At 60.1% G+C, this 25,325-nt stretch carries 25 protein-coding genes; 17 read left to right on the forward strand and 8 right to left on the reverse strand.

The features are described from left to right. Nucleotides 1–38 precede the first annotated feature (38 nt). On the forward strand, nucleotides 39–233 hold the full coding sequence (locus JF539_RS10925) for a heavy-metal-associated domain-containing protein (RefSeq protein WP_207140418.1): 195 nt from the start codon (nucleotides 39–41) through the stop codon (nucleotides 231–233). Between the two features lie 43 nt (nucleotides 234–276). On the opposite strand, the gene JF539_RS10930 is transcribed toward JF539_RS10925, so the two are convergent. Continuing rightward, nucleotides 277–504, reverse strand: a complete 228-nt coding sequence (locus JF539_RS10930; RefSeq protein WP_207140419.1) for a DUF1413 domain-containing protein — start codon at nucleotides 502–504, stop codon at nucleotides 277–279. Nucleotides 505–678: 174 nt separating this feature from the next. Here JF539_RS10930 and JF539_RS10935 point away from each other — a divergent pair, with 174 nt between their 5' ends. Then, on the forward strand, nucleotides 679–1,173 hold the full coding sequence (locus JF539_RS10935) for a twin-arginine translocation pathway signal (RefSeq protein ID WP_207140420.1): 495 nt from the start codon (nucleotides 679–681) through the stop codon (nucleotides 1,171–1,173). A gap of 37 nt (nucleotides 1,174–1,210) precedes the next feature. Then, a complete protein-coding gene (locus JF539_RS10940; protein WP_207140421.1) occupies nucleotides 1,211–1,837 on the forward strand; it encodes a ferric reductase-like transmembrane domain-containing protein in 627 nt (208 codons plus the stop codon). A 53-nt stretch (nucleotides 1,838–1,890) separates the two neighbouring features. Here the strand turns inward: JF539_RS10940 and JF539_RS10945 are convergent, their stop codons facing one another. After that, a complete protein-coding gene (locus JF539_RS10945) occupies nucleotides 1,891–2,235 on the reverse strand; it encodes a YybH family protein (protein ID WP_207140422.1) in 345 nt (114 codons plus the stop codon). A gap of 355 nt (nucleotides 2,236–2,590) precedes the next feature. Between JF539_RS10945 and JF539_RS10950 the strand changes: the two genes are divergently transcribed. The 3 genes from JF539_RS10950 (at nucleotide 2,591) to JF539_RS10960 (ending at nucleotide 4,223) form a co-directional block, all read left to right on the forward strand. Continuing rightward, nucleotides 2,591–2,893 (forward strand): hypothetical protein, encoded by a 303-nt coding sequence (locus JF539_RS10950; RefSeq protein ID WP_207140423.1) that lies wholly within the window; start codon nucleotides 2,591–2,593, stop codon nucleotides 2,891–2,893. A 104-nt stretch (nucleotides 2,894–2,997) separates the two neighbouring features. Further along, a complete protein-coding gene (locus JF539_RS10955) occupies nucleotides 2,998–3,939 on the forward strand; it encodes a sterol desaturase family protein (RefSeq protein ID WP_207140424.1) in 942 nt (313 codons plus the stop codon). Then, nucleotides 3,936–4,223 (forward strand): cysteine rich repeat-containing protein, encoded by a 288-nt coding sequence (locus JF539_RS10960; RefSeq protein WP_207140425.1) that lies wholly within the window; start codon nucleotides 3,936–3,938, stop codon nucleotides 4,221–4,223. The genes JF539_RS10955 and JF539_RS10960 overlap by 4 nt, the downstream gene beginning before the upstream one ends. A gap of 122 nt (nucleotides 4,224–4,345) precedes the next feature. Here JF539_RS10960 and JF539_RS10965 read toward each other — a convergent pair whose 3' ends face one another. Then, a complete protein-coding gene (locus JF539_RS10965; RefSeq protein ID WP_207140426.1) occupies nucleotides 4,346–4,732 on the reverse strand; it encodes a Rap1a/Tai family immunity protein in 387 nt (128 codons plus the stop codon). Nucleotides 4,733–4,795: 63 nt separating this feature from the next. Then, on the reverse strand, nucleotides 4,796–7,036 hold the full coding sequence (locus JF539_RS10970) for a hypothetical protein (protein ID WP_207140427.1): 2,241 nt from the start codon (nucleotides 7,034–7,036) through the stop codon (nucleotides 4,796–4,798). Between the two features lie 539 nt (nucleotides 7,037–7,575). Between JF539_RS10970 and JF539_RS10975 the strand changes: the two genes are divergently transcribed. From JF539_RS10975 to ccmI, 4 genes are read left to right on the forward strand one after another with little or no spacing between them, the layout of a single operon-like run. Beyond that, complete coding sequence (locus JF539_RS10975; RefSeq protein ID WP_207140428.1) at nucleotides 7,576–8,199, forward strand: helix-turn-helix domain-containing protein; 624 nt, start codon at nucleotides 7,576–7,578, stop codon at nucleotides 8,197–8,199. Then, on the forward strand, nucleotides 8,196–10,181 hold the full coding sequence (locus tag JF539_RS10980) for a heme lyase CcmF/NrfE family subunit (protein WP_207140429.1): 1,986 nt from the start codon (nucleotides 8,196–8,198) through the stop codon (nucleotides 10,179–10,181). The genes JF539_RS10975 and JF539_RS10980 overlap by 4 nt, the downstream gene beginning before the upstream one ends. A gap of 12 nt (nucleotides 10,182–10,193) precedes the next feature. Continuing rightward, nucleotides 10,194–10,679: a cytochrome c-type biogenesis protein gene (locus JF539_RS10985; protein WP_207140430.1), complete on the forward strand. Its 486-nt coding sequence runs from the start codon at nucleotides 10,194–10,196 to the stop codon at nucleotides 10,677–10,679. Continuing rightward, the gene (ccmI, locus tag JF539_RS10990; protein WP_207140431.1) at nucleotides 10,676–12,103 is read left to right on the forward strand and encodes a c-type cytochrome biogenesis protein CcmI; all 1,428 of its coding nucleotides are present in this window, start codon (nucleotides 10,676–10,678) and stop codon (nucleotides 12,101–12,103) included. The genes JF539_RS10985 and ccmI overlap by 4 nt, the downstream gene beginning before the upstream one ends. A 12-nt stretch (nucleotides 12,104–12,115) precedes the next feature. Here the strand turns inward: ccmI and JF539_RS10995 are convergent, their stop codons facing one another. Both JF539_RS10995 and JF539_RS11000 read right to left on the reverse strand, forming a co-directional pair. Beyond that, complete coding sequence (locus tag JF539_RS10995) at nucleotides 12,116–13,675, reverse strand: DHA2 family efflux MFS transporter permease subunit (RefSeq protein ID WP_207140432.1); 1,560 nt, start codon at nucleotides 13,673–13,675, stop codon at nucleotides 12,116–12,118. Nucleotides 13,676–13,743: 68 nt separating this feature from the next. After that, on the reverse strand, nucleotides 13,744–15,039 hold the full coding sequence (locus tag JF539_RS11000) for an HlyD family secretion protein (protein ID WP_328809230.1): 1,296 nt from the start codon (nucleotides 15,037–15,039) through the stop codon (nucleotides 13,744–13,746). Nucleotides 15,040–15,235: 196 nt separating this feature from the next. On the opposite strand from JF539_RS11000, the gene JF539_RS11005 reads away from it, so the two are divergent. The 3 genes from JF539_RS11005 to JF539_RS11015 all read left to right on the forward strand — a co-directional run bounded on the left by JF539_RS11005 (nucleotide 15,236) and on the right by JF539_RS11015 (nucleotide 18,797). Continuing rightward, a complete protein-coding gene (locus tag JF539_RS11005; protein ID WP_207140433.1) occupies nucleotides 15,236–15,883 on the forward strand; it encodes a TetR/AcrR family transcriptional regulator in 648 nt (215 codons plus the stop codon). A gap of 276 nt (nucleotides 15,884–16,159) precedes the next feature. Next, complete coding sequence (locus tag JF539_RS11010; RefSeq protein ID WP_207140434.1) at nucleotides 16,160–16,900, forward strand: carbonic anhydrase; 741 nt, start codon at nucleotides 16,160–16,162, stop codon at nucleotides 16,898–16,900. 415 nt (nucleotides 16,901–17,315) lie between these two features. After that, entirely contained in the window at nucleotides 17,316–18,797 is a 1,482-nt protein-coding gene (locus tag JF539_RS11015) for a protein adenylyltransferase SelO (protein WP_207140435.1), read from the forward strand. Nucleotides 18,798–18,819: 22 nt separating this feature from the next. On the opposite strand, the gene JF539_RS11020 is transcribed toward JF539_RS11015, so the two are convergent. Beyond that, complete coding sequence (locus JF539_RS11020; RefSeq protein ID WP_207140436.1) at nucleotides 18,820–19,407, reverse strand: TetR/AcrR family transcriptional regulator; 588 nt, start codon at nucleotides 19,405–19,407, stop codon at nucleotides 18,820–18,822. A gap of 108 nt (nucleotides 19,408–19,515) precedes the next feature. Here JF539_RS11020 and JF539_RS11025 point away from each other — a divergent pair, with 108 nt between their 5' ends. The 4 genes from JF539_RS11025 to JF539_RS11040 all read left to right on the forward strand — a co-directional run bounded on the left by JF539_RS11025 (nucleotide 19,516) and on the right by JF539_RS11040 (nucleotide 24,651). Then, a complete protein-coding gene (locus tag JF539_RS11025; protein WP_207140437.1) occupies nucleotides 19,516–20,214 on the forward strand; it encodes a PspA/IM30 family protein in 699 nt (232 codons plus the stop codon). 14 nt (nucleotides 20,215–20,228) lie between these two features. After that, nucleotides 20,229–20,510: a YiaA/YiaB family inner membrane protein gene (locus JF539_RS11030; protein WP_207140438.1), complete on the forward strand. Its 282-nt coding sequence runs from the start codon at nucleotides 20,229–20,231 to the stop codon at nucleotides 20,508–20,510. A 137-nt stretch (nucleotides 20,511–20,647) separates the two neighbouring features. After that, complete coding sequence (locus JF539_RS11035) at nucleotides 20,648–24,067, forward strand: acyl-[ACP]--phospholipid O-acyltransferase (protein WP_209017092.1); 3,420 nt, start codon at nucleotides 20,648–20,650, stop codon at nucleotides 24,065–24,067. Nucleotides 24,068–24,222: 155 nt separating this feature from the next. Beyond that, a complete protein-coding gene (locus JF539_RS11040) occupies nucleotides 24,223–24,651 on the forward strand; it encodes an HIT family protein (RefSeq protein ID WP_207140439.1) in 429 nt (142 codons plus the stop codon). A 5-nt stretch (nucleotides 24,652–24,656) separates the two neighbouring features. Here the strand turns inward: JF539_RS11040 and JF539_RS11045 are convergent, their stop codons facing one another. Further along, nucleotides 24,657–25,307, reverse strand: coding sequence for a glutathione S-transferase family protein (locus JF539_RS11045; RefSeq protein WP_207140440.1), 651 nt, complete (start codon nucleotides 25,305–25,307; stop codon nucleotides 24,657–24,659). Nucleotides 25,308–25,325 lie beyond the last annotated feature (18 nt).

Here is a 25,325-nt window from a genome sequence, read left to right on the forward strand (position 1 = left end):
CCGGAACAATCCGTCCTCGTCAATCACAGGAGACGACAATGAAGTTCAGCGTTCCGGACATGAGCTGCAATCACTGCAAGGCGGCGATCGATAATGCGGTCAAGGAGATCGACGGAGCCGCGTCGCTTGAGTTCGATCTGGAAAACAGGACGGTAGCCATCGACAGCACCCGCTCCACGGAGGAAATCGCAGCGGTCCTGAAGGAGGCCGGATACGATTCGAAGCCGGTGTAACCACGTTCGAAGGCTTGCCGGGGGCCAGTTTCGAGAAAATTGTTCAACCGGTTTTGACGTAGATCCGGCCGCCGGCATTCTTTTGGCCTGTATCGCGCACGTCCGGAAAGGTCGCATTCCGCACCATGCGCAAAAAGACATTCCCGAGTTTCACCCGGTCGCCGATGGAAAGGTCCTCCCAGTCCGGTCCGTAGATCTCACGGAAATGGAAAGTCCCGGGTGAACGATGCGCCAGCGTTTCCGCAAACCGGTTCTTCAATTCAGGCCTCATCTCAACTCCATGCGTGCTTTGGTGCGAAATGCCGATCGCCTCCCGGATCACAAAATTGTGCGCGGACACAACGTATCCTGATCGTGAAGGGAAACTATACTGTTTACTAGGCGCGGTGAGCCTGGGTTCACGCCGCTCTCCGCCACACAATCTCCGGGAAAAGGCGACACCAACATGAGCTCCTTCCTGTTTACCCGCCGCAGCTTTCTGACAACCGCCGGCATGACCGGCATGACCCTGGCTCAGGGACCGGTGGGCCTGAGCCTGCCTGCACAGGCCAATGGCCTCGCCCCGACACGCACCATGCGCGGCGGCAGCAACAATTACCGGCCCAACGCGCCTCTGGTCGACCGACTCGGCTCCGGCTTCTGGGTGACCGGAACGGTGCGAAGGGCTGGAGACGGTGCGCCCCTTTCGGGAGTGCGAATTCAGATCTGGGCCGCGACGATTCTGGGTGGAGAACGCGAGCCGCGCAATCACGGCAGCGTGCTGACGGCCGCAGATGGCAGCTTCCGGCTGGAGACAGAGCAGATCGTGCCGAATTTCGGCCAGCCCCACGCCCACCTCGCCTATGACGACGGTGCATTCGAGACCGTGTTTCTCCGCCCCGTGATGCCGAGCGCGCGCGACACTTCGGTCAATGCAGATTTCGTCCTGGCGCCTGCCTGAGACTACGCCGACCGGGATGCTCACCTCGAAACGGCGGATGACGCACCTCATCATTGTCTGGGCCGGCGTTGCGGCCATGATGACCGTTCCGGTCATCATGGCTACGGCAAGCCCCTATCTCGCATATCGAAACACGGCTTACATCTTCGGTGGTTTCGCCGGAATTTTCGGTCTGGCCTTCTTTTTTATCCAGCCCCTGCTGGCGGCAGGATTTCTGCCCGGCCCCGGTGTTCTAAAGCAGCGCCGATGGCACCGGTTTGTCGGCACCGCGATCGTCGCTTGCGTCCTGTTGCATCTCGCCGGCCTTTACCTCACCAGCGCCGCGGACACGCTGGACGCCCTTCTGCTTGTCGCACCGACACCGTTCTCGGTCTACGGCGTGATCGCCTTGTGGGGAATTCTGCTTACCACCCTTCTTGTCATGTTCCGGCGCCGGTGGGGCCTGCGCTATTCCGCATGGCGGCTTGTTCACAACGGGCTCGCCCTGGTCGTCGTGGTCGCGACCGTCATCCATGCCCTTCTCATCCAGGGGGCGATGGAAGGCTTTACAAAATGGATCCTCTGTCTGGCTGCTCTCGCGTCAACGGCTGGAACGCTGCTGGTTTACTGGGGAAAGCCGCTCTTCTCCCGCAAGACCGCAGGACATTCGACCGACGATAGCTGAGGGTCAATGGACAGCACGCCGGCAGCCCCTCCGGTGGAGGGGCTGCGGACGCGTCATTCGGAAATGGCCAGCACGTGATACATGTCCCGGTGAATGAACCATTCGCCATTCACGTTTTTCCAGACATGAATGGACCGCCCGGCGATCGACTGGGCTTTGAACTTGACCCGGGTTTCGCCAATCTCGACCGCGGAACCGGGACCCGCCTGATCGATCTCTATCACCTGATAGATGAGCGCCTCGACGCCATTCTGAAACGCTTGCGCATAGTGGTTTGCAATCGCCTGACGTCCGACCAGCGCCTTGCTCCGCGGCGGCAGCAGAGCGGCCTTGTCCGTGTAGAAGGTCGATACGGCTGCGGCGTCCTGCGCGTTATAGGCCTTCACGAACGCTGCCATTCTCTTGACGATAGGATTGTCCTGAGCCTGTGCCGGTTGAAAAACGGCCAAAGCAAAAAGGCTTATGAAAAAGAAACGAAGAAAGGTCAAATCGGTATCCTCTGACGGTGCGTGGACGGAAACCGCGGCCCTGGCCGACAACATTCTGTTACGCAACCGCTACTTTTTGAAACGCATTGATTCAACGGCGTCAAACGCCAACGACATTCCCCTCCCAATGTCTTCGTTGCAAGCCGGTCGTCCGCCGGACTTCACCCGGCACGCCCCCCCCCTGCGCCGGATGAAAGGTCCCATTCCCGGGCTCCAGCAACTGGTGGAGGACCGGCCTTGCGAAAACACTGAAGGAGACTGTTCGATGAAACGCATTTTGTCCACCTCGATTCTCGCCGCCACCCTCTCCCTCGCGCTGGCAGCCGATGCCAGTGCCTGGACACGCAACACCACCCGTTCCGGACCGGCCGGGACGGCTACCTTCAGCGCCACGGGGAGCTGCGCCAACGGCGTCTGCAATCGATCCGCGACGCGCACCACTCCATACGGGAATCAGATCCAGACCCAGAACAGCACCGTCTGCGCGAACGGCACCTGCACACGGTCGTCCACCAGTTCCGGCTCCTATGGCGGATCGATCAACCGCCAGACCACCATCTCCCGCTAACAGGGTCTGACTGTCTGGAAGACCTGACCGGCTCAGACCGCCAGGTCTTCCCGCACCGCTGTTTGCGCATTGAAAATTCACACGAGGTTCGGGAGGTCCCAGCGATGGACCCGACACTTTTCTTCTCGCCCGAAGCCCCTCTTCGCTATGTGATGCCGGTTATCGCGATCAGCCTGATCGCACTGGAATTCGGAGTGAGCCGGCTTGCCCGGCACGACCACGCAACCTACGACCTGGCCGAAAGCGCGACGTCGCTCGTCATTGCCGTCGGCAACAAGATCGTCAAGGGACTGGAAGCGGGTCTCGTCGCCATCCCCTTCGTGCTGGCCTATCAGCATCGTCTGTTCGACTTTCCCGCCACTGCCCCCCTTGCCATTGCCGCGCTCTTCCTGGCGACGGAATTCCTTTACTACTGGTTTCACCGGGCGTCGCATCGGATACGATGGATGTGGGCGACCCACAGCGTGCATCACTCGGCGACGCACTTCAATCTGACGGCTGCGATCCGCCTGGGCTGGACCGGCCAGATCTCGGGCAACTTCCTGTTCTTTCTGGTGCTGCCGCTGATCGGCTTCCATCCTTTTTCCGTAGTCGGCATGCTCGGCCTCAACCTCGCCTACCAGTTCTTCGTCCACACGGAAGCCGTGCCTCGTCTGGGGCCGCTGGAGTGGGTGTTGAACACACCGGCCCACCACAGGGTCCATCATGCCTCCAATGCCTCCTGCCTCGACAAGAACTATGGCGGCATCCTGATCGTTTTCGACCGGCTGTTCGGCACCTTCGCGGAAGCGCCGGTCGAAGAGCGTCTGCGTTACGGACTGGCCGGTAAAGACCCGGATCTCAATCCGGTTCGGATCAACTTTTCCGAATGGATCGCCATGGCCAAGGACTTCAGGTCGGCCGCGACATGGCGCGACAGGATTTTGTCGTTGTTCGGTCCACCGGGCATTTCCATCGCCAAGCGCGGCGGAAACGCGCCTCGCCGGGATGAAATGCTCCCGCCTCCCTCTCCCTCAGAACCGCAACCAAAAGGAAATTCACTATGACGATGCAGATCCGGAAACGGCTACTTGGAATTCTGCTTGCGGCAAGCTGCGCGAGTGCCGTGAGCGCTCCCCTCGCCCTGGCACAGACGACAATCACGCCGGAAATGAAGGCCAAGGCCCGGCAAACCATGTCGGTCTGCCGCGCCGACTACCAGAAATTCTGTGCAAACGTCCCGAGAGGTAACGGCCGCATTCTGTCCTGCCTGAACGCCAACATGAACCAGCTCCAGCAGGCCTGTGCCGCCGCTCTCCAAGAGCTGCCGCCTCCGCCGGGAACGAACTAGCTTCATCGACGGCGCAATGCCCGAAAAGCCTTGAGGAGACCGGCCGTTAAGGCCTGTCAAAACAGACAAGGGCGCAAGCTCCACCGGAGCTTGTGCCTTTGTTTCATTCGGCCGCCAGAAGTTCACTTTTTGCAGGGAAAGTCCTGCTTCAGTGTTTCCATCAGCGCCTCGGCCGCCATCATGGCCTTGCGTTTGGTGAAGGCGCCATGGACCCAACGCATGAATGCCCAGCGAACCTCGTCAGGGGTATTTTGCGCGGGCAGACAGATATCGGTTCCCTCACCAACGGCGCCGGTTGCTTCCAGCGCATCGATGTAGCCGATGATGTACTGCTCGCATTCGATTTCAGCCGCCTGGCCCCAACGGGCGTCATTGTCGGCTTCCTGACAGGGCGAGAGAAGCTCTCCGGCGGTGTAGTTGGAGTGAATGAGCAGCACCGAACCGGGCGCTGCGGCGGCGGGAACGGCCAGAAGGCCGGACAGTATGAGGAAAATTAGGCTGAAACGCATCGGTTTGCTCCCCAAGGATTAGCCAGAGGCATCCCCCGCTGCGAGAGCGGGGGATGCTGCGCGTCATTGCGCACTCTTCTTGTCGGCAAGGGCGTGAACCGCCTTGTTCATGACATCCTGGTGTTCCTCGTTATTGAGGAAGGCAGGCGAGTTGACCTTGTTCCAAAGGTCTTCGTTCGTCATGTTCTGGTGGCAACCCATGCACAGGCCCGTGCGCTCCATCTTCTCACGCATGTCCTGCGGCAGCGGACCGGTCAGCGGCCAGTGCGACCCGACCGTGACAAGCTGCTTGCCTTCTTCGGTCACGATCCGGCTCAGGTCATGGTCGAGGCTTGGAACAGCCTGCGACTGCATCTGGGTCTGTTTCGGGATGATTTCACCCTTCGCTGTTTCCAGATCGACCGTGAAGCCCTTGTCGTAACCCTTCATGAAGCGTCCGCCGGAGATGCCGTAACCCAGTGCTTTCGGGTTGTTGTGGCAGCTCTCACAAGTCCGGGCTTCCCGTCCGGCCGTGTGCGGCTGAACCGCTGCATGATCGAGACCCTTCGTTCCACCGGCATCCGGCGTCATCCAGGTTTCATTATGGGCGACCGTGTTGCCGTCCTTGTCGATCACGGTTGTGATCACCTGACAACCGGGCATCAGCGGGCTGACGCGGCCTTCACCGTTGATACCGAGGGTCGGTTCTTCCCAACGCAGGTAGGAGCGCGTTTCGGCGACTTTACCCGGGCTGGTCAGGCCGTTCGTACCCAACTGGTTGTCTGCGGTCAGACCGTCCTCGCCGCGCGAGTTGGCGTTGTGGATCCAGTCGACATCGGTTTTGCCTTCCGAGTAGTCCACGGTGATGTGGCAGCCATAGCACTGCGGAGCCCAGTCCGCGTGGCACGCATAGCATTCCATGCTTTCCATGTGCTTGCCGACACTCATCATCGCCACTTCGGCATTCGGAGACTTCCAGGTTCCGTCGATCGCCAACTGGCGCAGAACGGGAACTTCGAAATCGAGGCCCGATGCGGAGTGCAGGATGACCTTGTCGCCACGGCGTATGACGTTCCCCAGCGGATTACCGCGGGCACTCAGCAGATAGCCGTCTTCCGCGTCATAGACTTCCGCGAAATATTGCTCCGCCGTGACATCGTCGGCCAGGCCACGTGCCGTGTCGCCAATATCCGTTTCATGCTCCTCGCCATATCCGAGAGGCAATTCCCAGGGGAACTTGGAAACGGTACCGTGGCAGTCCTCACACTCGATTTCCACCTGTGCAAGGGTCGTACCCGGCAGGTTGCCGTCACCATGCATGTCCACGGAGGTGTGGCAGTCCTGGCAGAGCATGCCGCCGGCCGGGTTGCCTTCCCGCGATTCGATGGAATGGTGCAGGTCGTCCTTAATGTAGACGTAGTTCTTGGTGTGCAGCTTGGGCTGCTTGCCGCCCTTTTCATCGTAGGGTGACCCGTAGGGGAACTCCATGATGCCCTGATAGCTCACGCCGATACGCTTGCCGCGGTTGTGGCAGGAGTTGCAGGTTTCGGACGGAATACCGGAGTACTCGACCTCACCGACCTTGACCTTGGACTTCCGGGTGCCCTGCATCTGGTGTGTCAGCAGTTTGCCCGGCTGGTCCTTGGCGATGGTCGGATCGTTGCCTTCGTAAAGCCCTTCGTTGGAATAGGGTACGTGGCAAGACGAACAACCAGCCCCACGGAAATCGCCCCGTTTTTCGCGGCCCGTGACGCCCACATGGCAGCGCTGGCACTGCTGGCGGGAATAGGTGATACCGGCAAGATTCGGATGCTGGGAGACAGCATCGACATCGACTTCCGGGACCTGTTCCATGGATGTCGGCATCTGGTCCGGATGCGCTTCGCTGAAGGCGACCATGTAGTCCTTGTAGGCATCCGTGCCAACGGTCGGAACATTGCCGTCTTCGTCGACAAGATCATAGTTGCCGTAAACGGACCGGTGGGTGTCGATCACGCCCCAGGACCACAGGTTCCCCTGCAGCTTGCCGGCCTCGGTGTTCATCAGCGACTTGGTCAGACGTTCCGCGTAGCCCTCGTGGCACTGGCCGCAAGACTTGTCCGCGATCCAGAGCGCGCCCGGATCGGGATAGAACATGTGCGGACCGCCGGCCTCGGCGAGATCGGCGGGTGTTCCCTTGTGGGCCTCTTCTGCGGTCAGCCCCTGCGGGTTACCGCCGTGACAGACCACGCACCCCGCCGGATCGCCCAGATCCGGTCCCATGGCCTCGATGGATTCCATCATAACGCCGGAGGTGAATTTCTCGATTCCTTCGTGACAGGACATACAGCCCTTTTCCGCGGCAACGGCTTGATCGACCGTTTCCGGGACATCTTGAGCAAAGGCTGTTCCGAAGGCGAACAAGCCAATTGCGAATATTAGGTATCTCACAGACCCGACTCCCTCACGAGTACAGTTCCAACGATGGCGACAGTAAGAGTCGGGTTGTGGCCGGTCCCTGACATTTATCAGGAAAGACCAGTTACACGCATCGGTTACACTTTCGACCTTTTCACCTATGAAAGTTCAAATACTTGAAATGATTTAGATCATAGTTCCCTCTTGAGAGGCCCAATAGTTTCACCTGCGTAAGGAAACCGGGGAGCCGTGGGAGAGGCGGAACCGGACCAAGCGGGACGCAAACGATGACCCACGTTTCTACGGTCACAGGCCACACCGGCTGTGATGACGCCGGTTGCCAGCACAGGGTCTGCCGGTCGATATCGGGCCCGAAGCCACTAAAACGGCATAAGGTTTTGCGCCGGGGCGACCGGCTCGAACTGGAACACGGGTCCTGCCGAAAGGTTTGGATCCTTCTGAATGGCATGACCGCGATGTGCGTCGGACTGGCGGACGGGCGCCGTCAGATCCTTGGCCTCGATGTGCCCGGAGGGATCATCTGCGGCATGAGCACCGGTCAGCATTCCGGCGCCTGGATTGAAGCCTTCTGCGACACCGTCCTGTGCGAACTCGAGCTTCAGGTCGCCGCTCAGTTCCAAGCCGACAACGCCGCACCGTCGGACGGCATGGAAGTCATCGCCAACCTCTTCAGCGTCATTCACCAGCGCCTGGAGCGATATTCCTCCCACCTGGTCACCCTGGGAAGACTGGACAGCACGGAAAGGGTGACGCTCTTTCTGCTGGACATGGCAATCCGGCTGGGCCGCCCGTGCGGCCAGGCAGTTTTCGTCGAACTTCCCATGACGCGCGAAGACATCGCTGACTATCTCGGCCTGAACACCGAAACGATCAGCCGGATCTTCACCCGGCTCAAGAAAAGCAAGCTGGTCCAGTTTCCTTCAAGAAGCTCGTTTTCCATTCCCGAACCGGAACGGCTGGAACGCCGGCTTCCCCTTCCCGTTCCGCACCACATGTCCCTGGATCAGCTCGAGACGTTCCTCTCCACGCTGCATGGACACGCCGCATCATTTGACGGAGTCAGACAATGATCGTCGAGTTTGGCCACTTTTGCCTTATCCTCGCCCTGGTCGTAGCCGTTCTTCAGTCTGCGATCCCCCTCTGGGGGCTTCGCACCGACAACGCTTCGGCCATGCGTTTTGCCGACAATGCCGCCGAAATCCAGTTTCTGGCTATCGCCACCGCGTTCGGTGCGCTCACGTATGCTTATGTGGTGTCGGACTTTTCGGTGCTGAACGTCGCGCTGAACAGCCACTCCGCAAAGCCGCTTCTCTACAAAGTGTCGGGCGTGTGGGCCAATCACGAAGGCTCCATGCTGCTCTGGGTTCTGATCCTGTCCCTGTTCAGTGTTCTGATCGCCATCTTCGGAAAAGGCATTCCCGTCAGCATGCGTTCGGTGGTGCTTGCGGTGCAGGCCATGATCGGTGTCGGGTTTCTCGCCTTCATATTGCTGACCTCCAACCCGTTTGAACGGGTCGTCAATCCGCCGCTTGACGGACAAGGCATGAACCCGCTCCTACAGGACCCGGGCGTGGCCTTTCACCCTCCGCTTCTTTATCTCGGATATGTCGGCTTTTCGACCGCTTTTTCCTTTGCCATCGCGGCGCTTGTCCGCGGACAGGTCGATCCGAGCTGGGCTCGTTGGATGAGGCCGTGGATCCTGCTGGCCTGGTCCGGCTTGACCGCCGGTATCGCGCTCGGAAGCTGGTGGGCCTACTACGAACTCGGCTGGGGCGGTTTCTGGTTCTGGGACCCGGTGGAAAACGCGTCTTTCATGCCCTGGCTGCTTGGAACGGCGCTTCTCCATTCCACCATTGTGGTCGAAAAGCGTGCGGCGCTGCTCACCTGGACGATTCTCCTGGCCATCATCACGTTCGCCTTGAGCCTGATCGGCACCTTCCTGGTGCGGTCCGGCATCCTGTCATCCGTCCACGCCTTCGCCAACGATCCGGAACGCGGGGTCTTCATCCTGCTTTTGCTCGTCCTCGCGATCGGAGGCGCCTTGACGCTCTTCGCCTTGAGGTCTTCGGAAATCAGGGAGGGAGGGTCTTTTGCCGTCCTTTCGCGCGAATCCGGACTGTTGATGAACAACGTGCTCCTGAGTGCATGCACGGCGACTGTCTTTATCGGCACGCTGTTTCCGTTGTTCCTTGATATCGCGACCGGAGAAAAGATCACTGTCGGCGCCCCCTATTTCAACCGGACCTTCCTGCCGATCTTCGGCGCCGTCGCCCTGCTTGCTGCCGTTGGGCCGTTCCTGTCCTGGAAACGCGCCAATGTCCGGCGCGTCCGCAAGGACGTCGCGATCACCGGCGGCATCGCCGCACTTCTCGGTATCGGGCTTTTGATCTTTTACGGAATTCCGGATGTCGCGAGCCTCTTCGGCATCGCGATCGCCCTTTTCCTGGCTGTCGCGACGCTTTTCGATCTCGCCCGACGCGCCGGACTAGGCTCCGCGAAATGGTCGAGCATTCCCCGTCGCCTGGCCGGCCTGCCGCTTTCGGCATGGGGGCTCTATGTCGGTCATTTCGGTCTCGCGCTCGCCTCGGCCGGCGTTATCGCCGCCTCCTTGTGGAGCGTGGAAAAGATCCAGACCGTAACGCCTGGAGATCCGGTTTCGGTCGGGCCCTACGAATACACGCTTCATGAAGTCGAAAACGGTGTCGGTCCGAATTACCAGACCTCGATCGCAAGGGTCGAGATCGGCCGCGACGGAAAAACCCTGACCACGCTTTATCCGGAACGCCGCTGGTATCCCGTCGAACGCAAACCGACGACAGAGGCCGGAATTGCAACACGCTGGCATGGCGATTTCTACGCGGTACTGGGCGATCCGGCGGCCAACGGAACCTTCGTCACGCGTTTCTACTACAATCCTGGTGTTCCCTGGATGTGGCTGGGCGCGTTGCTGATATCCCTTTCCGGCCTGATATCCCTTGCCGACAGACGGCTGAGGGTCGGAGTTCCCTCGCCCCGCCGCTCCCCTGCGCCTGCCGCCCAACCTGCCGAATAGGAGAAAACGACGATGCCTATCCTCGTCCGCAAGGTCTTCGGAACGCTGCTGGCGCTTGTAGCTGTTGTCTGTCTCAGCGTTTCCGCTTTCGCAATCGACGGCAGCGAGATGTTCCAGGACCCGGCGCGTGAAGCCCGTGCCCGCGAGATCGGACGTCAGCTTCGCTGCCTCGTTTGCCAGAACCAATCCATTTTCGATTCGAATGCGGGACTGGCCAAGGACCTGAGGGTTCTTGTCCGCGCCAGAATGGAAGAAGGCGACAGCGACACGGAAATCCTGTCGTATATCTCCGACCGCTACGGAGACTACGTGCTTCTGAAGCCCAGATTCACCGCTCAAAACGCGGTTCTTTGGGCGACACCGGCCGTGGTGCTGGGGCTGGGACTGATCCTTGCGGCGTTTTACCTGAGATCCCGCACCACCGTCCCCAAAGTCGCTTCCCTTTCAGAAGACGAACGCGAAGCAGCGCGCAAACTGTTGCAGGAGAGCAGGTCATGACCTCGTTCTGGATATTCTCGGCTCTGGCCATTGTCATCAGCGCCATCTGGCTCGCCCTTCCCTTTCTCCGCCGCACCGAGGCGGAACGCGACGAAACCGATGCAGCCCTTTCAATCTACCGCGACCAGCTGGACGAGGTTCACCGAGATCTCGAAGCGGAACTGATTTCACAGTCCGAATCTGAAGCCGCCGAACGCGAGATCGAAGCCAGGGCTCTCCAGGCTGCACGCCGGTCGGTCGGCGGAATGTCGATTTCCCATCGCTCACCAGTCTTTGCCCTGGGGATAGCGGTCGCAATGATTGCCGGATCATTCGCCGGGTATGCGTGGCTGGGCACTCCCGGATCGGAAGACCGCCCGCTCTTTGCCCGCAAGACGGAAGCTCTCGTCAAGAAGGCCGAGGCGGGAGACATCAAAAGCCGAATCCAGTTGCTGCTGGAAACGGTCGAGAAGCACCCGGACTCGTTCGAAGACTGGTGGTTGCTTGCCCGCAGTTACGCCGCGACCGGCGACAACGCCTCTGCGGCCGATGCCTATCGCAGAGCCGCGGAGCTTTCCGAAAACGATCCGGGAGTGCTGTCAGCCTATGCCGAGGCAATGACGCTTGCCAACGGCAACAAGGTTCCCACCGCAGCCAAGATACTGTTTCAGCAGATTCGCGACGAGACCAACGACCCGCGCGCTCGATACTATCTGGCGCTCGCCAAGGCGCAGGGACAGGATTTCGAAGGCGCTCTGACGGATTGGGCGGCGCTGGCCGCGGACTCCGATCCCAACGCTCCCTGGATGGCGCTGGTCCGGCGTGACATCGTCAACATGGCAAGGTTCACGGAAAGCGATCTTGAGGCCTACCTGCCCGATGCGACACCCGCCGAAACCGCAAAGGCGGCAGGCAGGCCGATAGAAAACGACAAGGACGCTCTGGAGGCCCGAGCGGAAACGCTCGATGAAAAGCTGGCGAAAGACCCGGCCGACTACAAGAGCTGGCAGGAACTTGCCCAGATCCGCGCGGCGCTCGGCGACACGGAGAAGGCCAAAGCCGCAATTGAAACGGCCCGAAAGCGCTTCGCGGCCGCGCCGTTCCTTCTTTCGAAGATCAACGCAACCGCGGCAAATCTGGGTCTCGATCTGATTGCCGCATCAAAGGAAACCAAAGGTCCGACCGAAGACGATATCGCCGCCGCTCAAAGTCTGACGGCGGACGAACAGGCCGACATGATCGAAGGAATGGTCGCCGGCCTCGCCGCCAAACTGGAGGAAAATCCGGACAACCCCGATGGTTGGGTAATGCTTGTGCGGTCCTACAGCCATCTCGGCGAAAGGGAAAAAGCAGAGGCCGCACTCGCTAAGGCGGAAGATCACTACTCTTCCGATCCAACTGTCCTGGCGCGCATCAAGAAGGATGTGAGGGATCTGGTGAACTAGGGGCCGCTTTCGTCAATGACCGCCGCCGCCACCGGCGGCGGCCGGTTTCGGCTTCTCCACGAAGAGCAGAGCCAGGACCAGAGACAGAAACAGGCCGGTCAGGATCAGAAACAGGTCTGAAAAGGACATCAGAAACGCTTCCCGGGTCACGATCTGCGACAACGACTTCAGTGCCGCCGTCTGGGCGGTTTCACCGAGCGACGAGAAGGCTTGGGCCATGGAGTTCAGGGTTTCGTTGACGACCGGACGGGACCAGTTGACCGTCTCGGCGATCCTCTCGTAGTGAAAATCCTGCCGGTTGCTCAAGACTGTATTGATAACCGCAAGCCCGACCGCTCCGCCCAGGTTGCGGGTCAGATTGAACAGCCCGGAAGCGTTCTTGATCATATGCGGCGGCAGCATGCCGAGCGCGATGTTGTTGATCGGCACCATGCACAGCATCAGCGAGCAGCCGCGCAGGATCTGTGGCACCAGCAACTCCCAGAAGTCCCAGTCATGGGTAATGCCCGTAACCATCCAGGTTCCGATCGCGAAACCGGCAAAGCCGATCCCCATGATCAGACGCGGATCAAGCAGCGAGGTCAGTCGACCCGCGATCGGCGCGGTCAGGAACATCGCCAGACCGCTGACGAACATGGTCTCGCCAATCTGCAGGGAGGTGTAGTCGCGCACACTGCTCAGATAAACCGGATAGAGATAGGTCAGGCCATAGAGGCCGACGCCCATGACAAAACTGAAAATACTGCCCATGGCGAAATTCTTGTCACCGAAGGCTCTGAGATCGACAATCGGTTCGCGCGCGGTAAAGGCCCGCCAGAAGAACGCGAAGCCCCCTGCGGCACACAACACGGTGAAAAACAGAATCTCCTCGCTCTGGAACCAGTCGTCCCCCGCCCCTTCCTCAAGCACGAATTCGAGCGAGCCGAGGAACACCGCCATGGCGGCGAAGCCCCACCAGTCGAAATGATCGAGAAGCGAAAAATCCGGTTCGTCGAAGTCGATCATGGTGACCGCGGCGAGCGTGACGAAAATACCGGGAACGACATTGATCAGGAACAGCCAGTGCCAGGAGCCGAATTCGGTCAGGTAGCCGCCGAGGGTCGGCCCGATGGTCGGCGCCAGCGTGGCGACCAGGCCGATCACCGGTGAAATGACGTTGAATTTCTCACGCGGGAAAATCAGGTAGGCCGTCGCAAACACCGTCGGGATCATGCCGCCGCCCAGAAAGCCCTGCAGCGCACGATAGAGGATCATCTCCTCGATGGTGGAAGCGGTCGCACACAACAGGCTCATGATCGTGAAACCGGCGGCCGAAAAGGCAAACATCCAGCGTGTCGAAAGCATGCGCGACAGATAACCGGACAGCGGGATCATGATCACTTCCGCGATCAGATAGCTTGTCTGAACCCAGGGAATGTCGTCCTGCGATGCGCCTAGTCCCGCCTGAATCTCAGACAGCGAGGCGGAAACGATCTGAATGTCCAGGATGGCCATGAACATCCCGAACACCATGAAGATAAAGGTGACTAGTTTGCGTCCGTCGATGGACGCACTCTGGACTGCCGAACTCATCGGAATTGCCTTGGTAACGGTTCCGGTAAGAACGGAACCGGTTTCTCGAACCTCACCGCGGATATGCCTTAGCGCATGGCGGCCTTGGTCAGGTGTCCGCTGTCTCCGCCGCCCGTTCTCGTGTCGACCTCGACGACGACCGACATGCCGGCGCGCAGATGGCCGCTGGCGATCTCCTCTTCCGGCACCTTGATCTTGACGGGAACCCGCTGGACTACCTTTGTGAAGTTTCCGGTCGCATTTTCCGAGGGCAAGAGAGAGAAGACCGATCCGGTCGCGGGCGAAATGCTCTCTACCGTCCCCTTGATCGGCTGGTCCGGATAAGCATCGACGGAGATCGCGACTTCCGCGCCAGGATGAATCCCTTCCAGCTGCGTTTCCTTGAAATTCGCATCGATATGGGTATCGGCCAGCGGAACGATCGCGGCGATGCGGCTGCCGGCCTGCAGCAGAGATCCGACCTGAGCGGCACGATTGCCGACAATCCCGTCCACGGGTGCCCGCAATACCGTGAACTGCAGATCGCGCTTGGCCTGCTCCAGGGCAGTCCGCGCGGCGACGATGGCCTGCTCAGCCTCCTTTTTCTGACCGATCAGCACCTCGACATCCGCTTTCGCCAGCTTGACCGCGACCCGGGCACTTTTCAGGTCCGCCTGAGCCTGCTTGAGGCTGGCCTCGGCGGTATCGAGCGTTGCCTGGCTGACAAACTTGTTGTCGGCCAGTTTTTTCTGCCGGGTGTAATTCGCCTGCGCTTCATCGTTGCCCGCCTCGGCGGAGGCGACCGACGCCTCGGCCTGCAGAACCGAAGTCTTGGCAGCCTCGATCTGGGTTTTTATGCGAGCGACGGTGGCCTCGGCGCTCCCGATCGAATCCTGAGCGGACTTCACGGCGAGCTTGTAGTCCCCGTCATCAATACGGATAAGCACGTCGCCGGCCTTCACATGCTGGTTGTCCCTCACCTCAACCGAAGAGACATAGCCGGAGACCTTGGACAAAATCACGGTTATGTCCGACTTGACATAAGCGTCGTCCGTGGTTTCGAAAAACCGCCCGACGGTCCACCAGTGATAGGCCTCATACCCTCCGAAGCCGAGCCCGGCGAGCAAGACGAGCATGAAGATCCGTTTCGCCTTGGAGCCTTTCTTCTGCTCTGGCGCACCCGCGTTCTGGTCCGACCGGACTGCCGGTGTTTTCACCGTTTCCTGTTTCGAGAGCGGTTTATCCCCGGACGAGGCTGAATTTCTGACGGACACGCCGGACGCCGCTGCCGATGTCGTGCCCGGATCGCCCTGGTCCTGATTGACCACGGCTTCGGCACCGCGCTCGATCGCATCGCTGTCCGTCTGTTTTTCCGTGCGTGGCACTGGGATGTCCTTTGCTGAAAATTTCTTGGCGCAGCCTATTGACTGAACGGTTCGGTCAATAACATCTATATGCTTATAAAACCGTCCCGACGCAAGAGGGTGACAGGACATTTAAAAGGCAGCATGCTTAACGGAGAGCTGTTATTCGCCTAGGGTACGGACACGTAAAATCTCGTTTTCAGGTCGACCGGAAAAAATGAACTCCAATACCCCAGACATGGCCGCTGTGGCGGAAGCGCCCGCGCCTACAACCGATAATGCCAAGCGCCGGCAGATCCTGGACGGTGCGCGGACGGTCTTTCGCGCCAAGGGGTTTGACGGGGCCAGCATGGAGGTCATCGCCAAAGAGGCCGGTGTCTCCAAAGGCACCTTGTATGTCTACTTCAACAGCAAGGAAGCCTTGTTCGAAGCTCTGATCCAGGAAGAACGGCTCGGACAGCCTGAACGCATGCAGGAAATCCTGATCAGTCAGTCGGATATCGAAACCGACCTGAAGCGGATCGGGCGCAACTATGTCATGAAGATGGTTCGGCCCGAGAAAATATCCACATTGCGCATGGTGATCGGCGCGGCCGAGAAATTCCCCCAGTTCGGCGAACTGGTCTACGAGTCCGGTCCCTGCCGGGGGCGGCGCGAACTTGGCGCGTTCATTCAGGAACGTGTCACCAAGGGAGACCTGCGTCCCTGCGACACGGAACTCGCGGCAGGACAATTTTTCGACCTCTGCGTTTCAGGTCTGCTCAGACGATCGCTCCTGAACGCGGGGCCGCAGCCGAACAGCGGCGAAGTCGACCAGAACGTCAACGAAGCCGTAAAGATATTTCTGGCCGCCTACGGCCGGTAAAGAAGTCTCTTACCACCCACGCACTTAAATTGATCGTTTCACAATCAATCGACAACAAAGCAAATCCCAAAAACCTCACCTCCGAAATTCGGAAGGAAATTGAAAGTTCTTTACAAACACTTCAAAGCAACCTTAGTTAGAGTCAACTACGCAAATACACTCACTTACTTTTTAATTAAAGAAATTTAACTTTACGCTGAAGAGACTGCTACGTAAGCCATGAACACCCTAGAAGACGCGACGGAAGTGCCGCGCCGGGGTGACACGGAGTAACTCATGAAAATTCGTTTTCTTGCAACGGCGGCGACCGCAATCGCGCTGACCACGTCCGTCATGGCTGCGGACAAGCCGCACTGGTCCTACGAAGGTGCCGGAGGCCCGGCGCATTGGGGTCAGATTGCCGAAAACTTCGAAACTTGCGAGGCCGGAGACGAACAATCGCCGGTCGATCTGACCAACGCCATCAAGGCGGAGCCGGAAGCCATCGTGTTCCATTGGAACAAGGATGCGGACTGGACGGAAGTGAACAACGGCCACAGCATCCAGGCGAACAGCGAAAACGGCGGTTCGATCGAGCTGAACGGCAAGACCTACAAGCTGGTGCAATTCCATTTCCATGCGCCTTCCGAACACGCCATTGATGGCCGGAAATTTCCGATGGAAGCCCATTTCGTTCATGTTGCCGACGATGGAACCATTGCCGTGTTGGGCGCCATGATCGAAGGCGGTAGCGACAACGGCCTCTTCCAGAAGGTGATGGACTCGGCTCCCAGGTCTTCCGGTGAAACGGTGAATCTCGGCACGGCAAATCCGGCCGACATCATTCCAACCGGCGAGCACTTCTACCGTTACCAGGGCTCGCTCACGACACCTCCCTGTTCCGAAACAGTCATCTGGACGCTCCTGAAGAAACCACTCAAGGTATCAGAGAACGCAATCGCGGAATTCGAGGCGCTGTATTCCTCGAACGCGCGCCCGCTGCAGGAAACCGGACGCAGATACATCCTGGAACACTGACGGACACCCGAAGAGACGACATCTCTTCCGGCAAGACCCTCAAGAGCAGCCTCCGGGCTGCTCTTGGATTGCTGACAAACCTCGTGAAGTCATTCCGGCCAGCGCGCCGCGAAGCGGTGTCGCGTGAGCCGGGATCCAGACATCAGCGCGAGCGACAGCGAGCACAAATTCTCGTATCTATCTGTTAAAATTAGAGTATTGAGCGCCTTCGGCACGGAATAGGTCTGGGTTCCGGATCTGCACGCAGCTCCGCTGCATTTGTCCGGAATGACCTTGTGAGGGTTTGTCAGCAGCCTTAGAGCAGCCTCCGGGCTGCTCTTTTTGTTCCGGAAAACAGTTTGGAGCGGGACCTGCACGATTTGCCCAGACGACCTATATGCTGCAGGACAACGCCATCAGTCGCCGGATCCTTTTCATGACCGCCAAGCCGCCTCTTTTCCAGTTCGACAACAGCTACGCCCGGGAACTGCCCGGGTTTTATGTCGCCTGGGAGGGCGCGAAGGTGCCGGCGCCGGAACTGGTCCTTCTGAACCGCCCCCTCGCTGAAGATCTCGGCCTCGACGCGAACCAACTGGAGACGGCTGAAGGCGCCGCCATCTTCACCGGCGCCGAAAAGCCGGCCGGCGCCTCTCCCCTCGCCCAGGTCTACGCCGGTCATCAGTTCGGCGGCTTCTCGCCCCAACTCGGAGACGGACGTGCGATCCTGATCGGCGAAGTGATCGATTCCAAAGGCCGACGGTGCGACATTCATCTGAAAGGCTCCGGTCCGACGCCGTTTTCGCGCGGCGGTGACGGCAAAGCGGTCGTCGGTCCGGTGTTGCGGGAATATATCCTCGGCGAGGCCATGCATGCGCTCGGGATTCCGACAACCCGCGCCCTGGCTGCCGCGACCACCGGCGAAACAGTCTTCCGCGAGGGTCCGAAGCCCGGCGCGGTGCTTACCCGCGTTGCCGCCAGTCATCTGCGCGTCGGCACGTTCCAGTTTTTCGCCGCCCGCGGAGAAACAGGCAAGCTCTGCCAGCTTGCGGATTATGCCATCGCCCGCCACGATCCGGACCTCGCGGAGGCGGAAAACAAATATCTCACCCTTTACAGCCGGGTCGTCGAACGTCAGGCATCCCTCATCGCCAACTGGATGCTGGTGGGCTTCATCCACGGCGTGATGAACACCGACAACACGACGATTTCCGGCGAAACGATCGATTACGGGCCCTGTGCGTTCATGGAGGCCTACGATCCCGAAACCGTTTTCAGTTCCATCGACACCGGCGGCCGCTATGCCTACGGCCGTCAACCCATGATGGCGCAGTGGAACCTTGCCCGTCTTGCCGAAACCCTTCTGGCGCTGATCGAGCCGGACGATGTCGATCGCGCGGTTGACAGGGTCACCGGCGAACTCAAGCGGTTTCCCGAGCTCTACCAGGGCTTCTGGCTAGAAGGCATGCGCGCAAAACTTGGACTGGCGACCAGAGAGGATGGCGACCTTGAGCTGATCGAGACCCTGCTTGCAGCGATGAGACGCCAGAAGGTCGACTACACGTTGTTGTTCCGCCGTCTTGCAAACGTGACCTCCGGCCCGGCGGAAAGCGCCCGCACACTTTTCCAGGAATCCGGCCCCTTCGACAGCTGGCTTGAAGACTGGCGAGCCCGGCTTGCGAAAGAAGGCTGCGCTCCGGAAGAGATCGGGAAACGGATGAACCTCTGCAATCCGGTTTACATTCCACGGAACCACAAGGTGGAAGAAGCCCTTGGCGCGGCCGAAACCGGCGACTACGAGCCGGTCAAAAAACTCCTGACCGTTCTTGCCGCGCCGTTTGAGGAAAGACCCGGTCTTGAAGACTATGCGATGCCGGCTCCGGACGATTTTGGCGCTTACAGAACATATTGTGGAACCTGACCGTTTCGAAAGATTTCGCCCTTCACCCAGCGAGCCGTTCGACAAGAAAGTCCATTTCCTTCTCGAGACGGTCGCCGTAAAGACCGATGAACCGTTCTTCCAGGCTGATCGTCACGAGACCATGCACGGCCGCGAAACACGTGCGGGTGCGGGCGGCCAGCGCCTCGTCGTCAAGATCCGGATCGAGCTCCCGCAACGGCCCGGCGATAAAACCCAGCAAGGCGATATTTTCCTGGATATGCCAGTCCGGCGTCTGTTTTCCCTCGGAAATTTGAAAAGCAAACAATGCGGTCAACAGGTTCCGGTTGTCGCGCGCAAAGGTCAGATAGGACTGGGCAAGAGACTTCAGCCTTGCCAACGGTTCTTCAATGCCTTCGACAGCCTCGGCCATGACCGTCTTGATCCGGCCGAGCGTAACGGAACTGACAGCCAGTATCAGGGCGTCCTGATCCTCGTAATGCTTGTAGATCGACCCGACCGAATACCCCGCCTGCGCCGCGATCTTCCTGATGTGAATCGCCTCCAGCCCCCCGGCCTCGACAGCGGCAACCGCCGCCTCCAGCACGCGCCTCTGGGTCTCTTCGCTTTTCGCTTTTTGAATTCCGGCCAATTCCGGGCCCCTCCATAAAAGTGAACTCAGTTCATTTTTTTCTTGACTTACCCCGAATGACGTGGCTTTGTCAAATAGTGAACCCTGTTCACTTTTCGCGGAGGCACCATGTTTGAACCATTCATCGCCCAATTAAGGGCGCTTTTCGACAACACCCCAGGTGGCACCGGCGACCCATCCGCCCTGCCTGCCCTGGGATGGACGCTGCGTACCGCCGCGCAGTCCGTCCGGTCGGCCCAGGCCGCGTTGGCCCGGGCGAAGGCCGAGCAGCAACTCGACCGCCGACGCCTGAAAAAACTCGAAGCGTCGATCGAGGACCTGGAAAACCGGACGCGAAACGCCGTGCTCAAAGGAGCTGAAAGCCTAGCCAGGGAGGCCGCCGAGGCCATCGCCGTTCTCGAAGACGAAAAAACGGAGCTGGAGGCGGCGATCAAGTCCTTTGACGAGGACTTGGCCCAGCTCACAGACCAGCTGTACCGGGCACAAAACCGGCTGCGTGCCCTGAAACGCGGGGAACGCACGGCCGAGGTCCGGGAGCAGATCCAAAAGGCGCAGTCTATGGGGGCTTCAGCCGGTCAGTCGGCCCTTGCCCAGGCGGAAAACCGCCTCGACGACATTTTGAACCGGCAGGAACGTGACCGGCTGGCCGATAGAGAGTTCGCGGCGCTATCGCCGGCGGACTCAGCAAACGCCGTCATTGAAAAGCTTGCCGAAGCCGGCTGCGGCAAGCCTGTTCGCAGACGCGCGGACGAGGTGCTTGCGCGCCTGAAATCCGAAATGCCCCTCCTTCTTGAATCCAACTCCTGAGAAAGGACTTTGCCATGCAGGACACAACCGCCAAACACTCCCAGAACTGGACGATTTTCACTGTTGTGAGCTTCGCAGTTGCAGCGATCATGATGGGTCTCGGCATCTACAATCTGGAAGCCAGTTTCTCCGCGAAAGGGTTTTACACCATGGCCGCGATCATGCTCGTGCATTCGGCGGTCACCCTGACCAAGACCTTGCGGGACCGGGAAGAAGCCTCGAAGTTCCACAACCGGCTTGAAGACGCCAAAACCGAGAAACTCCTCATGGACATCAGCAAGCCTGAACAGGCCTGACCCTTCCGGTCCGGGCGCGGCGGCCGAGCGCCGCCCTCTCCGGACCGGCCCGCCCTTTCACCCAAATCCTACGCAACGAAAGCGCAAGAGCGGATTACCGGCCTTTGACAGGACCGGCCCGCTCAAGGAGGACACTCATGCGCAATTCCCTGATGACATCCCGGCGGTTTGCCCCGTTGTTCTGGACGCAGTTTCTGTCCGCCTTCAACGATAACTTTCTCAAGAACGTGCTGATTTTCCTGGTCCTGTTCCAGTTGGGACAGGGCGGCGCGGCGTCCACGGGAACCGGCACTCTGGTCGCACTGGCCGGCGCTGTCTTCATTGCCCCCTTCCTGTTTCTTTCCGCCCTTGGCGGCGAGCTGGCGGACAAATACGACAAGTCGAAACTCGCCCGGCTCACAAAATCGGTCGAGGTCGCCGGCGCGGGCCTTGCGGTCACCGGCATGATCGTTTCCTCCGTGCCGGTGCTTTTTGCCGCGCTGTTCGTTTTCGGCGCCATGTCGGCGCTGTTCAGCCCGGTCAAATACGGGCTCCTTCCCGATCATCTTGCGACGCATGAACTGCCTCGCGCCAATGCCTGGGTCGAAGCCGGTACGTTCCTGGCGATCCTCGGCGGCACGATTTCCGCCGGTTTCCTGTTCACCTCCGAAACTCCGGCGCTGGCCTTTGCCCCGGTCATGATCCTGCTGGCACTGGGCTGTTACGGCGCAAGCCGCCTGATCCCCGGTGCGCCCGCGGCCGATCCAGGCCTCAAGGTCGACTGGAACGTGCTGACCGCAACCTGGCGCATCATGGCCGATCTGGCTGAAGACAGACGCCTGTTCAAGGTCGCCCTGATGAATGCCTGGTTCTGGCTGACCGGCGCGGTCGTGCTTTCCCTTCTGCCGCTGATGGTGAAGAACTCCCTGGGCGGGGATGAAACGGTTATCACCGGCTTCCTGACGGTGTTCGCCTTGTCCGTCGGCCTCGGCTCGGCTCTTGCCGCATGGCTTTCCGCGGGTCGGGTTGTCCTGCTGCCCGCCCCGGTCGGCACCGCGCTGATTGCCCTGTTCATGCTGGACACCGCGCTGACCCTAGCCGGTCTCCCGTCAGTCCCGCCTTCCCTCACGGCGGGTGACTTCTTCCAGCAGCAAGGAGTCACGAAGCTCGGTATCGACATGGCCGGGCTCGCTGTCTCCGGCGCCCTCCTCGCCGTTCCGACCTTCACAGCCCTGCAGGCCTGGGCCGACCCCGCACACCGCGCCCGGCGCATTGCCGGAAGCAATGCTCTTGGAGCCGCCATCATGGTTCTCGGCAGCCTCCTCCTCGCGGGTGCCCAGAAACTGGGTCTTTCATTGCAGAGCATCTTCCTGACCCTGGCCATCTTGAATGCCTGTGTGGCGATCTTGATGTTCAAACTGCTGCCGACCAATCCCATGCGAGACGCGATTTCGATCCTCTACCGGGTGTTCTTCCGCGTCGAGATCGAGGGTCTTGAGAACCTGAAGAAGGCGGGTGACGCACCGATCCTCGCGTTGAACCATGTGAGTTATCTGGATGCCGGCCTTGCGCTGACACTGACCGACAGGGAGCCGACCTTCGCGGTGGACTACAACATCGCCAGACGCTGGTGGGTCAAACCCTTCCTGAAACTCGCCAACTCCATGCCGATCAATCCGGCCAAGCCGATGGCGACCCGCTCGCTGATCAAGGTTGTGAATTCCGGAGAACCGATGGCGATCTTTCCAGAGGGCCGCCTGACAGTCACCGGAACTCTCATGAAGATCTATGACGGCGCCGCGATGGTTGCCGACAAGACGGGCGCCAAGATCGTACCCATCCGCATCGACGGTCTGGAGAAGACGCCGTTTTCCTACCTGAAACCCGGCCAGATCCGTAAAGCCCTGTTTCCGAAAGTGAAGGTAACGATCATGGAACCGCAAAGCCTGGAATTGCCTGAGGACCTCAAGGGCCGCCAGCGCCGCTCCGCCGCCGGCGCCGCCCTGTACAAGATCATGTCCGGCCTCATGTTCGACACCAGCCTGGCCAAGAACGAGACCATCTTGGAAACCGTGATCGCGACCGCAGCGGAGCGCGGACTTTCCGAAACCGCGCTGGAAGATCCGCTGACCGGCAAGCTCAGCTACGGCAAGCTGTTGACCGGTGTCTCCGTGCTTGGCCGAAAAATCCGACGTCTGGAAGAAGACAAGGACGCCATCGGCGTCATGCTGCCGAATGCCAACGACTGCGCCGCGACGGTTCTGGCGGCCATGTCCGCGGGCAAGGTACCGGCCATGCTCAACTTTACCGCTGGCATGGAAAATGTCCTGTCAGCCTGCCGCGCGGCCGATCTCGGCACGATCCTGTCTTCCAGGGCCTTCGTCAAGCAGGCCAAGCTGGAGGCTCTGGTCGCCGGACTGGAACAGCACGTGAATGTCGTCTGGCTCGAGGACCTGCGCCAGGAAATCGGAATCCTGAACAAGGTCCGGGGCCTCCTGACCAAAAGGCGTCCCCTTGTCCGGCGCAGTTCCTCCGACACCGCGGTGATCCTGTTCACCTCGGGCTCCGAGGGCACTCCCAAGGGCGTCGTCCTGACCCACAGGAACATTCTGGCTAACGCGAACCAGGCGGCGGCAAGGATCGACTTCACCCCCTCCGACAAGGTGTTCAACGTGCTGCCGATGTTCCATTCCTTCGGCCTGACGGCGGGAACAATCCTGCCGCTGATTTCCGGCGTGCCGACCTATCTCTACCCTTCGCCGCTCCACTACCGGATCGTGCCGGAGCTGATCTACGCATCCAACGCCACCATCCTGTTCGGCACCGACACGTTCCTGAACGGATATGCACGCGTGGCTCACGCTTACGATTTCCGCTCCCTGCGCTACTGCTTCGCCGGCGCCGAGCCGGTCAAACCCGCGACGCGGCAGACCTACATGGAGCGTTTCGGTGTCCGGGTGCTGGAAGGCTACGGCGTTACCGAGACGGCGCCCGTCATCGCGCTCAACACACCGATGTTCAACAAGGCGGGAACGGTCGGCCAGCTGATGCCCGGCATGTCCGCGCGCCTCGAACCCGTGCCCGGTGTCGAAACCGGCGGCCGTCTTTTCGTCACGGGCCCCAATGTGATGGTCGGCTATCTGAAGGCGGACAAGCCAGGCGTCGTCGAACCGCTGGTCGACGGCTGGCACGACACCGGCGACATCGTCGAGATCGACAAGGAAGGCTTCATGACAATCAAGGGGCGCGCAAAGCGTTTCGCCAAGATCGGCGGAGAGATGGTGTCCCTGGCCGCCGTGGAAGCCATCGCCGGGAGAATCTGGCCGGAGCATCTTTCCGCCGTCGCCGCCGTCAAGGACCCGCGCAAGGGTGAAAAACTCATCCTGATCACCGAGTGCCCGAACGCGACACGGTCCTCCTTCATCGAAGCCGCGAAGACATCCGGCGCGCAGGATCTCATGATCCCGGCGGACGTTCGCGTGGTGCCGAAGGTTCCGGTTCTGGGCAGCGGCAAGGTGGATTTCGCGGGTGTGGCCAACCTTGTGTCGGTGGACCGAACAGTCAAGGCGGCGGCCTGACAAGACCCTCAAGCCGGCGCTCAGGCTCTTCGAGATTGCCTTGAGCGCCGGCGGACCGCTTTGGTCCATTTCGCTCTTGCTCCGCCCACGAATGTGCGCTTAGTCTCGCGCGCAACCCTTCGGAGCGCCAATCAATTCAATCGGGAACTTGCAGCATGTCCACGCCCGCTTACGACGATCAGAATGTCTTCGCGAAGATCCTGCGGGGCGAATTGCCCAGTCACAAGATCTACGAAGACGACAATACCCTGGTGATCATGGATATCATGCCGCGTGGAGACGGTCACATCCTCGCCATTCCGAAGGAACCGTCACGCAACATTCTCGACATTGCTCCGGAGGACCTGTCGTCGCTCATGGCGACCGTGCAGAAAATGGCTCGCGCGGTCCTGAAGGCCTTCGACGCGGACGGAACCACCATCCAGCAGTTCTCCGAACCGGCCGGAGGCCAGGTGGTGTTTCATACCCATGTCCACATTATCCCGCGTTTCGAGGGCGTTCGCCTGAAACCGCACACGGGAGAAATGGCAGATAACGATCTTCTGGCCGCGCATGCGGAAAAAATACGCGCGGCCCTTGCCTGACCGGTTCAGACGACGCCGGCCCTTTCCGCAGCGTCGTCCTGTTCCTGGGCCAACTGCTGATCTTCACGCATGACCTTCTGAGCGGCCGGACGATCGAAATTGCGCTCGATATAATCTTTGAATTCCTCAAGGTCCGGCACGATGCCGAAGAGCATGCCCCATCTGAGACCGGCCGACCAAAGAACATCGACCGCCGTCATTTTTTCGCCAAGCACATAAGGCCCCTCGGCCAGTTGCGCGCGCATGTTTTCAATGACCGTGTCGAAGCTGCCGTACGGCGACATGGATTGCGGCGGCTCCTCCCGCTGCATCGCCTTGTCGACAAGAGCCGGTTCGAAACAGGACGCCATGTGGACGAACCAGCGCAGGTAAGGGCCCCGCAGCGGATCGTCCAGCGCCGGAGCCAGGCCTTTTTCCGGAAACAGGTCAGCCAGATAGATGTAGATGGCAACCTGCTCCGTGATCACCGCGTTGCCATGACGGAGCGTTGGAACCTTGCCGGAAGGGTTGACGGCCAGAAACTCCGGCTTGCGGTTTTCCCCGAGCTTCAGGTTCAAGACGTTGAGTTTGTAGGGAGCATCCAGCTCCTCCAGAAGCACCCGCACGCCGGTTGCCCGTGTTCGTGGGCTGTAGAAGAGTTCCAGCTGATCCGCCATTGCCCGCCTCTTGTTCTC

The organism is Roseibium aggregatum (assembly GCF_017309185.1).
Taxonomy (GTDB): domain Bacteria; phylum Pseudomonadota; class Alphaproteobacteria; order Rhizobiales; family Stappiaceae; genus Roseibium; species Roseibium aggregatum_B.

Bases quoted from the DNA above. Each gene is read 5' to 3' on its own strand.
- JF539_RS10925 (WP_207140418.1), top strand. From the start codon at position 39: ATGAAGTTCAGCGTTCCGGACATGAGCTGCAATCACTGCAAGGCGGCG.
- JF539_RS10930 (WP_207140419.1), bottom strand. From the start codon at position 504: ATGAGGCCTGAATTGAAGAACCGGTTTGCGGAAACGCTGGCGCATCGT.
- JF539_RS10935 (WP_207140420.1), top strand. From the start codon at position 679: ATGAGCTCCTTCCTGTTTACCCGCCGCAGCTTTCTGACAACCGCCGGC.
- JF539_RS10940 (WP_207140421.1), top strand. From the start codon at position 1,211: ATGACGCACCTCATCATTGTCTGGGCCGGCGTTGCGGCCATGATGACC.
- JF539_RS10945 (WP_207140422.1), bottom strand. From the start codon at position 2,235: ATGGCAGCGTTCGTGAAGGCCTATAACGCGCAGGACGCCGCAGCCGTA.
- JF539_RS10950 (WP_207140423.1), top strand. From the start codon at position 2,591: ATGAAACGCATTTTGTCCACCTCGATTCTCGCCGCCACCCTCTCCCTC.
- JF539_RS10955 (WP_207140424.1), top strand. From the start codon at position 2,998: ATGGACCCGACACTTTTCTTCTCGCCCGAAGCCCCTCTTCGCTATGTG.
- JF539_RS10960 (WP_207140425.1), top strand. From the start codon at position 3,936: ATGACGATGCAGATCCGGAAACGGCTACTTGGAATTCTGCTTGCGGCA.
- JF539_RS10965 (WP_207140426.1), bottom strand. From the start codon at position 4,732: ATGCGTTTCAGCCTAATTTTCCTCATACTGTCCGGCCTTCTGGCCGTT.
- JF539_RS10970 (WP_207140427.1), bottom strand. From the start codon at position 7,036: ATGTCCTGTCACGAAGGAATCGAGAAATTCACCTCCGGCGTTATGATG.
- JF539_RS10975 (WP_207140428.1), top strand. From the start codon at position 7,576: ATGACCGCGATGTGCGTCGGACTGGCGGACGGGCGCCGTCAGATCCTT.
- JF539_RS10980 (WP_207140429.1), top strand. From the start codon at position 8,196: ATGATCGTCGAGTTTGGCCACTTTTGCCTTATCCTCGCCCTGGTCGTA.
- JF539_RS10985 (WP_207140430.1), top strand. From the start codon at position 10,194: ATGCCTATCCTCGTCCGCAAGGTCTTCGGAACGCTGCTGGCGCTTGTA.
- ccmI (WP_207140431.1), top strand. From the start codon at position 10,676: ATGACCTCGTTCTGGATATTCTCGGCTCTGGCCATTGTCATCAGCGCC.
- JF539_RS10995 (WP_207140432.1), bottom strand. From the start codon at position 13,675: ATGAGTTCGGCAGTCCAGAGTGCGTCCATCGACGGACGCAAACTAGTC.
- JF539_RS11005 (WP_207140433.1), top strand. From the start codon at position 15,236: ATGAACTCCAATACCCCAGACATGGCCGCTGTGGCGGAAGCGCCCGCG.
- JF539_RS11010 (WP_207140434.1), top strand. From the start codon at position 16,160: ATGAAAATTCGTTTTCTTGCAACGGCGGCGACCGCAATCGCGCTGACC.
- JF539_RS11015 (WP_207140435.1), top strand. From the start codon at position 17,316: ATGACCGCCAAGCCGCCTCTTTTCCAGTTCGACAACAGCTACGCCCGG.
- JF539_RS11025 (WP_207140437.1), top strand. From the start codon at position 19,516: ATGTTTGAACCATTCATCGCCCAATTAAGGGCGCTTTTCGACAACACC.
- JF539_RS11030 (WP_207140438.1), top strand. From the start codon at position 20,229: ATGCAGGACACAACCGCCAAACACTCCCAGAACTGGACGATTTTCACT.
- JF539_RS11035 (WP_209017092.1), top strand. From the start codon at position 20,648: ATGCGCAATTCCCTGATGACATCCCGGCGGTTTGCCCCGTTGTTCTGG.
- JF539_RS11040 (WP_207140439.1), top strand. From the start codon at position 24,223: ATGTCCACGCCCGCTTACGACGATCAGAATGTCTTCGCGAAGATCCTG.
- JF539_RS11045 (WP_207140440.1), bottom strand. From the start codon at position 25,307: ATGGCGGATCAGCTGGAACTCTTCTACAGCCCACGAACACGGGCAACC.